The sequence below is a fragment of the Methanothermococcus jasoni genome, from assembly GCF_049075655.1.
Classification (GTDB): domain Archaea; phylum AGJL01; class Methanococci; order Methanococcales; family Methanococcaceae; genus Methanofervidicoccus.
Genome location: NZ_CP157522.1, coordinates 675,772 through 689,239 on the forward strand (window position 1 = coordinate 675,772; position 13,468 = coordinate 689,239).

Below are 13,468 nucleotides of genomic sequence, written 5' to 3' on the forward strand. Positions count from 1 at the left end.
ATTTTAATACTTTTCCCCCTCATCTATTGCATTATATTAATTTTTAATATTTTTTAAATCGTTTATAAGTGAATTAAAGGAATAATAAGGTATATTTTTTATTTGGACTTTATCTTTTACTTTATCTTTAAATATATCTACTAATTCTTCATCATATTTTATAGTGTATTGGGCAATATCGGAGCTCCTAACTCTTATTCCAACGCCCACACGGTGTATGGCACCAGGTAGTTTTAAATATATTGTAATAAATTTATCGGGATATACTGCAATAAGAGATACTTCGTTCCATTTAAACAGTTTAAGCCGAGTTTTTATGCCCTCATCTGTGATTATAATTTTTTTACTGCTGAGGCTGTATGTTATTATCAAGAATACTAAAAATACCATTACTGCAATAACAACTGATGCTGTTAAATCCCCCGTAAAAATATACAGCATAATTGTTGATTGAATAACACATGTTATTATAACATACTTTAAATGTTCCACATAAATGCTTGCTGTTTTATACATGTTCCCCCTCATGCAAAATGGTTATAAAATAGCAAAAATATAAATAAATGTATATATTTAATTATTCCAAAACTAACGCCTTTAACTCTTCGGGTCTGTGGAGCTCACCACCGATTTTATCACTAAGCACCACATCGCATTTAGCGTATTTCATTACCTCTCCAACAATCTGACCTAAATTCATTTCAGGAACTATGATTTTTGAAGCCTTTAAGTTTTTTATGAGCTCATCAGGGAATGGATAAACTGTAATCAATCTAATATATCCTACATCATGCCCTTCTTTTCTCATTTCCTCAACAAGATATTTTACAGTTCTTGAAGGTGTTCCATAGCATATAAACATGGTTTCGCTGTCAATATATTTTGCTTCGTATTTTATAATGTCGTCTTTATTGTTTAGTATTTTGTTGCAAATCCTTTTTACCAGTTTTTCATGGGTTTCAGATGATACATCAGGATATCCTCTTTCATCATGGGTTAAACCTGTAATATGAACATTGTACCCTTCTCCAAATATTGGCATTTCAGGAACTTCTTTGTCAAATGGGTATGGTTTTTTACATGGTTTTTCTTCTGGAAGAGCTCTGTTTATTATAGGAATATTATCATGTAAAACTACCTTTTCCCTCATATGCCCTACAATCTCATCAGCCATAATAAAAACTGGAATTCTGTATTTTTCCGCATAGTTAAACGCCATAATCGTATAGTCATACATCTCCTGAACAGATGATGGTGCCAATGCTATTGGCTCGTAATCACCATGACTTCCCCATCTTATTTGCATCATATCTCCCTGACTTGCATAGGTTGGCTGACCTGTTGAAGGTCCTCCTCTCTGAATATCCACTATTACGCAGGGAGTTTCGGTCATAAAGGCATATCCTATGTTTTCCATCATTAAGCTTAATCCCGGACCTGATGTTGCTGTCATGGATTTTAAGCCGCCCCAACTTGCACCGATAACACATGCTATACTTCCGATTTCATCCTCCATCTGAACATAATTTCCTCCAAACTTTGGGAGCTCCCTAGCCATACCTTCGGCTATCTCTGTTGATGGTGTAATTGGATAACCTCCAAAAAATTTACAACCTGCTTTGAGAGCTCCTTTTACACATGCTAAGTTTCCCTGAATAAATTCCACATTATCAGCCAAAGTATCACCTTATTTTTATTTTTTTAAACTTTTCATAAATCTATCTAAATCCTGATAATCCGTATAAGTAATCTTATTTTTGATTTTATCATTAAATAGTTTTATAATATTTTCATCATATTTAATCATATATTCAGCAACATTTGACAATTTTGTCTTCACATAGCGATATTTGTAATATTTACCCATTTTCTTAGATACTATAATTTTAATTATTATATATTGATTTGGGCATATTATAACGCATTTTACATCTTTCCATTTATATATCTTATTTCTTATTTTAATTCCTTCATCGTTTAGAATTATCGGTTTTTTTGATATAATATATCCTGCGATACCATAAATCAATCCCATAATTGACACAAACAGGAATGAGCTCATGTAATCCCCAGTTGTAATATAAAGTCCCGCCCAAAATACAAAAAGTATCCATATAAATAAAAATTCCCAATTTGGTAGAAGTGTGGTGTATCCTTTATATTCCATAACACCCCTCCCGCATTATTATTTACCTACAACATACTTATATACGACATCTAACTTCTCCTTTATTCCGTATTTTTTGAAATATCTTAAAATATTTTCCAAATCCCTCTTTAAATAATATTCAGTATTTACTTTAAATTCTCCCGGTAGTTTATCCAATTTTAATTTTATATCATTTTCATCTTTTATTTTTATCGCCTGCGGGAAGTCAATTATTAGGAAATTTCCATCTTCATCAATTAATATGTTAAATTCGCTTAAATCTCCGTGAATATATCCGAGCTCATACATTTTCTTTACTTCGTCTATTATATCCCAAAACAATTTGTTAATATCTATGTCCAATTGGTTTAAATCCACTCTTTTTAATTCATCCCCTTCCATTTTTCCAATAATTAATGCATGTCTATTTTGCTCAATTGGTTCTGGGACTTTTACAATTGGGAACAAATCACTTAATACTTCAAATTCCTTTTCCGCCGTTAATCTTGAAGCATATAACCAACTGATATGTCGTTTATCTGCCAAATAGCTCCTGTATCTCTTTCCCCTTGTGAAGCATGTTCTCCCTAAATTATGGAATTTTAAAACTGCTTCCCTGTTGTTGCTTAATAGGACATTATAAACATCCCCTTCTTTTCCAACGCCTAATTTTCCGCCTATTGCAGTAATGATTCCTTTTTTAATAAATGCATTTAATGCCAATGCATCATATCCTTTATGGGAGAGTCTATAACCATAGCTACTTCTATTTATGAGTTTGAACTTATCCAGTATTTTTAACCTGTATAATACCTCTTTTTTATCGAGCTTTGTTTTCTTAATTATTTCAGGCAATGGAACCCATTCATAATACCTCATTGATACTTCAATGATTTTTAAAACTCTCCAATCATCTTCTTTCATTTCCTGCAATGTGTTGATTAATTTTTCTATGATGATTGCACCTCCATAGTAATCTATAAAATGTAGTTTTATATTAATTTAATAATAATTTTTATAATGTCTATTTACGTACTTATTTTATTTATTTTATAAATGTTTATCAATTTAAAATAAAAAACTTATAGTGATTATCTGTTTAATGATATATTATTACCTTGGTGGTTAAATTGTTTTCTAAATTTATAAATCATCTGATAAAAAATTTGGAGGTTTTGAAGGAATTTGACGAGAATTTAATAAATATTCTTATAAATAATATCATATCCACTAAATGTGAAAAATCCAAGATATTTATATATGGGGTTGGGAGAAGTGGGTATGTGGGAATGGCTTTTGCTATGAGGTTAATGCATTTGGGATTCAATTCACATTTTATTGGAGAATCAACCTGTCCGGCTATTGCAGATAATGATTTACTAATAGTTATATCTGGAAGCGGTAAAACATGCTCAGTAGTTAATGTATTAAAAAAGGCAAATGAACTTAAAAATGAGAAGTATAATAATTTAAAAATAGTTTCAATTAGCTGTAAAAAGGAAAACACTATAAAAGAATTATCTGATATGCACCTTCATCTAGAAATCCACAATGATAAGTGCTTTCCAATGGGGACATTATTTGAAGAGATTGTGTTTATATTTTTAGATGGAATTATATATTTATTAATGGAGAGATTGGATATTTCTGAAAATGAAATGAAAAAAAGACACTGTAATTTGCAGTAATTATAAAAGTAAAATAAATAAAATAAATATAAAAACTGAAAAATATAAAAAATTAAAAAAATATTAAATAATATTATAAATTATTTTTAAATATATTATAAAAAAGGAAATGGTGAATTTATGAAATTTGGATGGATATTGGCAAACAATGAAGATTGGGAAGAAAGAAAAGAAACTGTGAAAGATGCTCTTGAAAGCTCAATTCCTGCGGTCATGGTTCCAAAGAATGACATTGAAAAAGTAAGGGAGCTCGGAAATATAAAAATTATTTCAAATGATTTAGATGCAGATATTGTAGTAATAAATAAAGATGAAGATTTGGATATACTTTTCAACGCAAAAAAGCTTGGAAAAGAAACTGGCGTTTATGTATCCATAGAAAGCAAGGATGATGAAGAATACGCTTCAGAAGTAAGTAGATACGATTATGTTGATTACATAATTTTGGAAGGAAAGGACTGGACAATTATTCCATTGGAAAATCTTATAGCAGATTTATTCAATGAAAATATAAAAATCGTATCTGTGGCAAACAATATTGAAGATGCAAAAACAGCTTATGAAATACTTGAAAAAGGTGTAGATGGAGTTCTTTTAGCTCCAAAGGATACCAACGATGTTAAGGACTTTTCAAGGTTAATAGAGAAAATGAATTCCGAAAAACTAAAATTGGAATACGCAGTTATAAAAAAGGTTGAGCCTGTTGGTAGTGGCGATAGGGTATGTATTGACACATGCTCAATGATGGAGCTCGGAGAAGGTATGTTGATAGGTTCCTATTCAAGAGGCTTGTTTTTAGTGCATTCAGAAACAGTGGAAAACCCTTATGTTGCTACAAGACCATTTAGAGTAAATGCAGGACCTGTTCATGCATATATATTATGTCCGGGAAACAGAACAAGATATTTAAGTGAGTTGAAGGCAGGAGATAGCATATTGATAGTTGATAAGGATGGAATGACAAGAGAAGGTATCGTTGGCAGAGTAAAAATAGAGAAAAGACCTTTAATGCTCATAGAGGCAGAATATAGTGGGGATATAATAAGAACAATATTGCAGAATGCCGAAACCATTAGGCTTGTTGGAGAAGATGGGAAACCAATCTCAGTGGTTGATTTAAAAGAAGGGGATAAAGTTTTAATAAAAGCAGATGAAAATGCGAGACACTTTGGAATGGCGATAAAAGAAACAATCATTGAGAAATGACTATAAATTTATATTAATATTTTTACTATTTTTTATTTTATAATTTATAACATATATTCATAAGATGTATTGTGTGGTGTGATGATGGTGTTTATTGGAGATGTTGAAAAAAGATTGAATAAAATCCTGGAAGAAGAAGGAGCTCTATATTTTATACTAATAGACCCTGATGAAAAAAATTGTATTGATATAGCAAAAAAGGTAAAAGATTACGCTGATGCCATAATAATGGGAGGTAGCATAGGTATTACTAATTTAAATGAAATTACAAAAGAAATTAAAGAAATAGTTGGGGATATTCCTATTATTTTGTTCCCTGGCAATGTGGATGGTTTGACGCCCCATGCAGACGCTGTTTTTTTCATGTCTTTAATGAATTCAAATAACACCTACTGGACAACTATGGCACCTACATTGGGGGCAATTACTGTTAAAAAATACAATTTGGAAGCAATACCTATGGCATATTTGGGAATCGAACCTATTAAAAGAACCGCCGTTGGTTTTGTAGGTGAAGTGAATGAGATACCGCAGAGAAAGCCAGAAATAGCAGGAATGTATTGTCTATCTGCTAAATACTTTGGTATGAGGTGGGCATATTTAGAGGCAGGAAGTGGTGCTGAGTTCCCTGTAAGCAATGAAATGATAGCAATATCAAAAAAATTAAGTGGAATAAATATCATTGTGGGTGGAGGTATAAGGACGCCAGAAGTAGCATATCAAAAGGTTTTAAGCGGTGCCGATGCTATAGTTACGGGAACTCTCATTGAAGATAATCCCGATGCAGTAAAAGAGATGAGAGATGCCATAAAAAAGGCAGGAATGGAGAAATTAAAAAAATAAAGATAATTATTTTTCATTATTTCTTGTTGTTACTTTATTTTAAATTTTTTTAATTTTCAAATTTTGTAATTGGCATTACTCTATTTTATCGACAAAATCAATTCGTAATTTATATATGGGGGCAATTACATATATTATACATTATATATGGTGCTATTTGGTGGTAATATGAATAAAACTCTATTGTTGATACTTTGCCTGTTTGGGTCTATTGTGTGCGTAAATGGGGAATTCTATTCAGATACATTGAGTAACATACATCCAGATACTACGAAATACCAAATATCGTGGGTTCATACATTACCGAGCAATTGCACAAATATTACTTCTTTAACAATTAAAATTAAGGCTTATGATGTAGATAAGTCAAATTATATCCCAGTATCAATAAATGGGATACAGATAGGTTATTTAAATGGGGGATATAATAATCAATGGGACACCACAACACTAACCCCTGATGCAAATACTTTAAAACAAATTTCAGATACTCATCCATCATCATTAACTGTATATGTTGAGTCTAAATCTGATGATTGGGTAGGGGTAGATACATCGGAGCTCTCCATTGAATATGTAGTTGATGAGGCAGTATTAAATGGTGTATATTATGATACTCGGGAAGAAGTGCATCCTGATACAACATATAACCCGATTACATGGACACATAATTTACCTGATAATTATTCTAAAATTACAAAGATGGTATTTATAATGCAAGCTTATGATGTAGATAGGGCAAATTATATCCCTGTATATGTAAATTATGCTCATAAATTAGGGTATTTGTCAGGAGGAAACAATGTATGGTCATATAATTCATTCGTAGTATCCGATGAAGATACCCTGATAGCTATTACAAACAATAACACAGCTAAAATTATCAGTATACTTGTAGTACCTGATAAGAATGACTGGGTTGGAATTGGGAACGCGTCATTATCTGTTGAATACGAAAGTGGAACAAATACTCATTCAACATATATAGATTCGAAAGATGATATTTCAGATACTGTGCCAAATACAATTACATGGACGCATGAGTTAGCCAGTACTGAAAATATTACCTCCATAACCTTTGTAATACAGGCACATGATGTAGATAGGGCAAATTATGTCCCGGTATATGCAAATAATGTATCATTGGGATACTTGGTTGGTAATTCGTCGTATGATAATATGGATTCAATAACGACATTCGAAGTTACGGGTAGTGATATTGATACTATCGTTGGTAATTCGACAATCATAACCATGAGGGTTGAGCCAGATAGTCATGATTGGGTAGGTATTCGTCATGCAGAGATGATTGTGCAGTATGATGGCGTAATAATTCCAAATAATAATGGAGAGGAAATCCCCCCTGTAAAAACCCCAATACCATTATTTGCAATAATATTAACAATAGCATTTATGTCTTCAATAATCTATTATAAAATAAAATAATAAGACATAAAAACTATTCAATATTCTTTATTTTTTATTTTAGTGCTTTTTAATACTATTTGACTTCTATTTTTCCATTATTCCATTCGATATATTGATTACCAGTTTTTGATAAGTCCAATATTGGAATCCTTGCAGGTGTTGGATGGATACCCATTTTTTTCTGGAAATCAGTTTGTTCTTGGAATGTTCCACTATTTACCATCACAGTTCCTTTATAGAGACCATGTCCATTTATGTGAATATGTCCTGTATGGAATATGTCCGGCTCATTGTGTATTACCAAATAATCCTCATGCTCAGGAGCAATTGGGCATCTTCCCCCATAGGTTGGACATAGGTGTCTTCTTTTTAGGAGCTCCTTCATAATGGATGTTGGGTCAGTATATTTTGCCGAGGAAATCTGACCTATTACATCATCAAAGCTCCTACCGTGGTATAGTAAGAAATCCAAACCATGAACATTTGCAAATCCCGGATTGCTTAAAAATGTGATGTTATCCAATCCATCAAATAGCTTTAAAATTCTTTCAGGAAATATTGGCTGGGGTTCAGCAGGTCTAAGGGCATCGTGGTTTCCAGGGGATATTATTATATGGATGTGTTCAGGAATCTGTTCAAAATATGTTGCAATTTCTTTATACTGAGATATAATATCCACATCATATAAATCATACTCTTGACCAGGATATATACCAACACCATCCACTAAATCCCCGGCGATTGATATATATTTTAATCTACTGGCTATTTTTTCCTCTAATCCACTATTTACATTTCCATTTAAAAATTCTATAAATTTTCTAAATGATTTCTCTAAAAACTCATAGCTTCCAACGTGAATATCTGATAAAAATGCAGTATATATTTTTTCGTCGATACTTCTTGGTTTTTTTGGTGTAATATCTGGTCTTATACATTCGTTTGCAAACATTACATTCCCACTATCGGGTATAAATCCACTAAATCCCACAACCTCGTCGAGTAGTATGTCATCAGGCAAATCTCCGCTTGCAATTTTATCCTTCATCATAATTACTGTGAAACTTGTATTTTCATCTTCTATCTCTACTCTTTTATGACCTTTTTTTGTGGAGCTCACATCGGATACAATACCAACAACAAATACATCACTTTCTTTTTTAAGTTTATAGACTTTATTTAATGGGTATGCTTTCCTACTGACTTTTCTTTCAATCATTGCCTTAATTTTAATATATCTATCCCTAAAATATTTTACAAAGTCATCAATGGTTCCTTCACATGTGGATTTTCCAGATATGTCCCATTCATCATATACTTTAATTTTAGCTTCGATATCCTTGGATATATAGTTTATTCTTTTGTTTATGCTGTTTCTTATGGATTTTATCTCGGTAAGTCGTTTTTCTCTTTCCTTTTCCAATATATCTAATCTTTCTGATTCTTCTGACTGGGATTTTAATATTTCTTCAATTTTATCTTCGTCTATATTTGCAGGCATTTGGTGCTTTATTTCTTTTTTAGGTTCAGGTTTAGACTCGGATTTAGATTCAATTTCAAGGATTTGGTTTTTTGCTGATGCATCAATTTCTTCTTCTGTATTATTTTTAAATTTATTTAAATTGTCAGTTTCTAAATTAGCATCAGGACTATAATATGCTAAAAAATCAAAATCTCCATAATTTTTTTTAATTTCGTCCAAACTATGATTTAAAAAAATGTCTAAAAAATGGGCATCCAGCAGTATAAATTTATTATTTATATCTTTAAATTCTTTAATTTTATTAATTAAATTATCTCTTTCATTTTCAGAGATTTTTTTAATCCTATTGTAGGAGCTCGGCGATAGTAAAACTTCAATATCTAAAAAATCGTTAATCATAGTTTCCCTTATAAATTTTAAATTTTTATATTATTTTTGTTTTTATTTATTTTATTTATCCTTTTCTTTTTCTTTTATTATTTCTTTTTTATTTTGATGTTTATTTATATTATAGCATAAATAGTCCAAGGGGTGAATTATTTTAGGTTTTCCATTCTCGTTTCTCATTCTGCAAATACTATCAGGTTTGCAATAATAACTAAGCCCCTTTCCGCCATCTTCCTTCCAGTTCTTGCAGTATTCACAATGAGTAATATGGGTTGCTACCTTATAGCCGATATTGTGGCTTATATAGTATTTTGTCCTATCCACATCAAAATCTCCCACTGTGTTAAATATACTTACAACTTCATTTAAAAAATTCTCTATTTCATCATCCTTTGCAATATCTAATGCACCAATATTTACCAGTTCCCCATTTTCAATTGGTCTTAAATTTGGATTAAATTTTGCACAGAACCAATATACAACAAAGCTTCTTCTTGCATAGTGGGATGGAGAACCGCCGCTTAGTATGTCGTCCAATATTCCTCTAATACATGGTGGATGCCATTCCTTTGGAATGTCGCCTTTGAATCCAGATATTTTAATGCCTTCGACGCCTTCGAACTTTACAATACTTCCTATAAAATTAATAATCTCTTTTATTTTTTCGTTGTTTTTTACTTCTTTTGGGAGCTCATGTAGTCTTATTCTTTCAACCATTTCTTTAAGTTTAACTCGTAGGAGCTCTATGGCGTAGGTTTCTTTTATGGTTTTTCCATTAGATGCCATTTTATTTGGCAGATGCACATAACCATTGTCTAGCCACATTCTTTCTAAATGTAAATCGTTATTTCTAGATTGAGAAGCGATATTTATGAATTCCCAGACGTTGATTTTGTTGGGTATTGTGCAAGCAATTTTTTTGTAATTTTTTTCGGAATATTTTTTAATGTAAATATTATAATATTTAGTATGAGCAATTATAATAAGTGTTAAACGATTAATTAATGCGTCTGCGGGGTCTTTATGACTGCCTAAGTTTCTATTTAGGAAATCGTAATATGAATTATCATCTTCGAATATATATTGTAGTAAATATTTTATCAATTTAACATTGAGGTTGGTTAGTTCTTCAAGAAAATTTAAATCTTTTAACACGTCAAATTCTTCCCAAAACATAAATACTACACCAAAAATAATATTACTATGGTAGTATCTAATTATCATCTGCTTTATTATTTATAATTTATTTATATTTATTACAATTACGGTGATGTTTATGAATGATAATAATATTTTAAGAAGAGGACGACTTGGGAACTCCGTAAAAGAGGATGTGATGCTATATACTACAAGCCTAAGTTTTGATAAAGAAATATTTGAAAGCGACATACTTTGCGATATTGCCCATACAAAGATGTTGATGGAAAAAAATATTATTTCAGAGGAAGATGGCAACAAAATAATAAAGGAATTAATAAATATCTTTAAAAATGGAATGGAATCTTTAAATTTAGACCCTTCCCTTGATGATATACACATGGTAATTGAAAGTGAGCTCATAAAAAAACTTGGTGAGGATGTTGCAGGAAGGATGCACACGGGAAGAAGTAGAAATGATGAGGTTGCAACAGATTTAAGAATGGCACTTAGGGAAAAAATACTTCAAATACTAAAACAGCTAATAAATATGGAAAAAAACATTTTAAAACTTGCAGAAAAGCATAAAGAGACACTTACAATAGGATATACCCATTTACAACACGCACAACCGACAACTTATGCACATCATCTTTTAAGTTATGTTTCAGCAATAGAAAGGGACATTTTAAGGTTATTGGATGCATACAAGAGGATAAACATTTCACCACTCGGATGTGGGGCAATGGCAACAACAGGTTTTGACATAGATAGAAAAAGAACAATGGAACTTTTAGGATTTGATAACATCATAGAAAATTCAATGGATGGAGTTTCTGCAAGGGATTTCATAGTGGAAACAATGTCCTGCCTGTCAATGTTGGGAACAAACTTATCAAAGATTTGTGAAGAGATGGTGCTGTTTTCAACCTATGAGTTTGGAACTATTGAGATAGCCAATGAATATACTTCAACCTCATCAATAATGCCACAGAAAAAGAATCCTGATGTTGCGGAGATTGCAAGGGCAAAGTTATCAACATTAAATGGAAATTTAATTAGTGTTTTAACTATATTAAAGGCACTTCCAAATACATACAACAGAGATTTGCAAGAAATAAGCCCTCATTTATGGAAAAGCGTCTATACGACCATTGATACAATAAATATGGTTGATGGAATGATTTCAACATTGAAGGTGAATACTGATAGAATGAAAGAACTGGCAGAAAAGAATTACTCCACAGCAACGGAGCTCGCAGATACTCTTGTGAGGGAGTGCGGTATTCCATTTAGAACAGCTCATGGAATTGTTGGGGAGGTTGTAAGGATATCAATTGAAAGAAATAAAAATATGGATGAGGTAATTGGTGAGGTTTTGGATAGATATGGTTTAGAGCTCGACAAATCGATGATAGAAAAGGCACTTAATCCTATGGAAAATGTAAAGATGAGAAAGGTTATTGGAGGTCCAGCACCTGAGGAGGTTGAAAGGGCGATAAATTCTTATAAAAATAGAATAAACAATTACGAAAAAGAAATAAATGAGAAGATTGGGAAGATTGAAAAAATTAAGAAAGAGTTATTAAATTTATAAAATTATTAATTTTTTCACCATTTTATTTTGAGTCAATAATGGCATTAATAATATATTCATCAGATATTCTTTTAGCATCCTTTGAACAAAAGTCGATTCTTAATGTTTTGCTTGCACCTGGCATTCCTGCGGCCGTAATTGTGATTATTCCATAGTTTTCAAGCATATTCAATGCGATATTGATATATTCGTCTTCCGAAAGATTTTTGATAATAAATCCTGTTGGGGTTCTTTCACATTCAAAACCTGCATTGGCCAATGGATTTAAGTCAATATTTTCTGCTCTTTTCAATGCCTCTTTTAAATTATCAAGTTTAAAGTTTTTTAGTGCATTTATCATTGCAGCCAAAATTGGTGCCTGAGCTTCTAAACCAAATTTTAAACCTTCATTGTATATCTTATCAACTAATTCTTTTTTTCCACATAATAGGCCTGCCCTTGGACCATTCATTAATTTATCAGTGCTTGTAACTGCCAAATCTGCATTAAGTTCAAGTGCTGGTGGCTGGTTGTATAATAATCTTAATCTTGCACCAGAGGCATCATCTATGAATACAATACTATTTTTTTCATTACAGCAAGATATTATTTTTTTCAAATCCTCTAAATCGACAATTTTATGGTCCATTGTAGCTCCTGTGATGATTGTTAGGGTTTTTTCATTTATCTTATTTAATATTTCATCCACATCGTCGCTTTCAAAGTAGTCGAGGTTAAATATTTTGCAACTTCTTGGGATTGATGGATGAGATGGTTTTTTTGGAACATAATGAATTACATTTTTAACAGTATTTGATAGTGCCATTATTGTGGAGAATATTGCCGCAGATGTCCTGTTAAATCCTACTGCTTTGTGGATAGTAGGAGCTCCTCCAAAGTGTAAAACCCCCACTTCGTTTAATTTTTCTGAAAATATTGCCGGACCAACATATGTTTCTAAGAGCTCCATATCTGTTTTGGGAATTTCAAATCCCCCAGCAATGCCTGTGAGGTCGTATAAATGTTTTCTTCCTTTTTCCGTTATGACGCCCCGTATTAATGCTCTGGCTTTTTCCAATCTATTTAATTCAGATATATTTTTCATAATATCACCAAAAAATTGGAAGATTTAACTATTATATAATGTAGAAGGATAAAAATTGTAAAAATAATATTTAATAAGAAAAAAGGTATTAACCTGCACCACAGGCATCTACATTTGTATCAACACCTGATATGTTTTCTTTTTCGAGTATTTCTTCTATTTCTTTCTCATCAATTTCTTTTTCTTTTTTCTCTTCAAATTCAATAATTTCTAATGTATTTGGTTTATACATTAAATTATTGTCTAATAGCACCCATTCCGTATTATCTTCTTTTTTTATGTCTTTGACAATGCCCTTGGTTCCTGTGTTAATGTATTTTACATAAGAGCCTATTGTAATTTCTTTATGGTTTATGTCAAATGCCATAATATCACCAATTAATAATACGATATGGTTTAATAAATAATATTGTTCCAAACCTAAAAACAATACATCATCCAAACCACCATCATATTATGCAGTCAA

General features: G+C 31.4%; 13 protein-coding genes. 5 read left to right on the forward strand and 8 right to left on the reverse strand.

Annotated elements, in window-relative coordinates; all coding sequences use genetic code 11:
• Positions 1–36 precede the first annotated feature (36 nt).
• The 4 genes from Mjas_RS03510 to Mjas_RS03525 all read right to left on the reverse strand — a co-directional run bounded on the left by Mjas_RS03510 (position 37) and on the right by Mjas_RS03525 (position 3,073).
• Positions 37–516, reverse strand: coding sequence for a hypothetical protein (locus tag Mjas_RS03510; protein WP_421078386.1), 480 nt, complete (start codon positions 514–516; stop codon positions 37–39).
• A gap of 61 nt (positions 517–577) precedes the next feature.
• Positions 578–1,678, reverse strand: a complete 1,101-nt coding sequence (locus Mjas_RS03515; RefSeq protein WP_421078387.1) for a 2-oxoacid:acceptor oxidoreductase subunit alpha — start codon at positions 1,676–1,678, stop codon at positions 578–580.
• Between the two features lie 15 nt (positions 1,679–1,693).
• The gene (locus tag Mjas_RS03520) at positions 1,694–2,167 is read right to left on the reverse strand and encodes a hypothetical protein (RefSeq protein ID WP_421078388.1); all 474 of its coding nucleotides are present in this window, start codon (positions 2,165–2,167) and stop codon (positions 1,694–1,696) included.
• 18 nt (positions 2,168–2,185) lie between these two features.
• Positions 2,186–3,073 (reverse strand): RIO1 family regulatory kinase/ATPase, encoded by an 888-nt coding sequence (locus tag Mjas_RS03525; RefSeq protein WP_421078389.1) that lies wholly within the window; start codon positions 3,071–3,073, stop codon positions 2,186–2,188.
• 197 nt (positions 3,074–3,270) lie between these two features.
• On the opposite strand from Mjas_RS03525, the gene Mjas_RS03530 reads away from it, so the two are divergent.
• The 4 genes from Mjas_RS03530 (at position 3,271) to Mjas_RS03545 (ending at position 7,332) form a co-directional block, all read left to right on the forward strand.
• Positions 3,271–3,837 carry an SIS domain-containing protein gene (locus Mjas_RS03530; RefSeq protein ID WP_421078390.1) on the forward strand — a complete coding sequence of 189 codons (567 nt, stop codon included), beginning with the start codon at positions 3,271–3,273 and terminating at the stop codon, positions 3,835–3,837.
• A gap of 120 nt (positions 3,838–3,957) precedes the next feature.
• Positions 3,958–5,043 (forward strand): 3-dehydroquinate synthase II, encoded by a 1,086-nt coding sequence (locus Mjas_RS03535; RefSeq protein WP_421078391.1) that lies wholly within the window; start codon positions 3,958–3,960, stop codon positions 5,041–5,043.
• Between the two features lie 81 nt (positions 5,044–5,124).
• Positions 5,125–5,886, forward strand: coding sequence for a geranylgeranylglyceryl/heptaprenylglyceryl phosphate synthase (locus tag Mjas_RS03540; RefSeq protein WP_421078392.1), 762 nt, complete (start codon positions 5,125–5,127; stop codon positions 5,884–5,886).
• Positions 5,887–6,054: 168 nt separating this feature from the next.
• The gene (locus tag Mjas_RS03545) at positions 6,055–7,332 is read left to right on the forward strand and encodes a hypothetical protein (RefSeq protein WP_421078393.1); all 1,278 of its coding nucleotides are present in this window, start codon (positions 6,055–6,057) and stop codon (positions 7,330–7,332) included.
• Positions 7,333–7,387: 55 nt separating this feature from the next.
• Here Mjas_RS03545 and Mjas_RS03550 read toward each other — a convergent pair whose 3' ends face one another.
• Together Mjas_RS03550 and Mjas_RS03555 are read right to left on the reverse strand one after the other, a co-directional pair.
• Complete coding sequence (locus Mjas_RS03550) at positions 7,388–9,196, reverse strand: DNA-directed DNA polymerase II small subunit (RefSeq protein ID WP_421078394.1); 1,809 nt, start codon at positions 9,194–9,196, stop codon at positions 7,388–7,390.
• A gap of 51 nt (positions 9,197–9,247) precedes the next feature.
• Complete coding sequence (locus Mjas_RS03555) at positions 9,248–10,360, reverse strand: hypothetical protein (protein ID WP_421078395.1); 1,113 nt, start codon at positions 10,358–10,360, stop codon at positions 9,248–9,250.
• A 94-nt stretch (positions 10,361–10,454) separates the two neighbouring features.
• Here Mjas_RS03555 and argH point away from each other — a divergent pair, with 94 nt between their 5' ends.
• Positions 10,455–11,918: an argininosuccinate lyase gene (gene argH / locus Mjas_RS03560; RefSeq protein ID WP_421078396.1), complete on the forward strand. Its 1,464-nt coding sequence runs from the start codon at positions 10,455–10,457 to the stop codon at positions 11,916–11,918.
• Between the two features lie 22 nt (positions 11,919–11,940).
• Here the strand turns inward: argH and Mjas_RS03565 are convergent, their stop codons facing one another.
• Positions 11,941–13,002 carry a TIGR03576 family pyridoxal phosphate-dependent enzyme gene (locus Mjas_RS03565; protein ID WP_421078397.1) on the reverse strand — a complete coding sequence of 354 codons (1,062 nt, stop codon included), beginning with the start codon at positions 13,000–13,002 and terminating at the stop codon, positions 11,941–11,943.
• Between the two features lie 88 nt (positions 13,003–13,090).
• Positions 13,091–13,369: a DUF2098 domain-containing protein gene (locus Mjas_RS03570; RefSeq protein WP_421078398.1), complete on the reverse strand. Its 279-nt coding sequence runs from the start codon at positions 13,367–13,369 to the stop codon at positions 13,091–13,093.
• Positions 13,370–13,468 lie beyond the last annotated feature (99 nt).

Coding starts and splice junctions, on each gene's coding strand:
- Mjas_RS03510 (WP_421078386.1), bottom strand. CDS start 516: ATGTATAAAACAGCAAGCATTTATGTGGAACATTTAAAGTATGTTATA.
- Mjas_RS03520 (WP_421078388.1), bottom strand. CDS start 2,167: ATGGAATATAAAGGATACACCACACTTCTACCAAATTGGGAATTTTTA.
- Mjas_RS03525 (WP_421078389.1), bottom strand. CDS start 3,073: ATGAAAGAAGATGATTGGAGAGTTTTAAAAATCATTGAAGTATCAATG.
- Mjas_RS03535 (WP_421078391.1), top strand. CDS start 3,958: ATGAAATTTGGATGGATATTGGCAAACAATGAAGATTGGGAAGAAAGA.
- Mjas_RS03540 (WP_421078392.1), top strand. CDS start 5,125: ATGATGGTGTTTATTGGAGATGTTGAAAAAAGATTGAATAAAATCCTG.
- Mjas_RS03545 (WP_421078393.1), top strand. CDS start 6,055: ATGAATAAAACTCTATTGTTGATACTTTGCCTGTTTGGGTCTATTGTG.
- Mjas_RS03550 (WP_421078394.1), bottom strand. CDS start 9,196: ATGATTAACGATTTTTTAGATATTGAAGTTTTACTATCGCCGAGCTCC.
- Mjas_RS03555 (WP_421078395.1), bottom strand. CDS start 10,360: ATGTTTTGGGAAGAATTTGACGTGTTAAAAGATTTAAATTTTCTTGAA.
- argH (WP_421078396.1), top strand. CDS start 10,455: ATGTTTATGAATGATAATAATATTTTAAGAAGAGGACGACTTGGGAAC.
- Mjas_RS03565 (WP_421078397.1), bottom strand. CDS start 13,002: ATGAAAAATATATCTGAATTAAATAGATTGGAAAAAGCCAGAGCATTA.
- Mjas_RS03570 (WP_421078398.1), bottom strand. CDS start 13,369: ATGGCATTTGACATAAACCATAAAGAAATTACAATAGGCTCTTATGTA.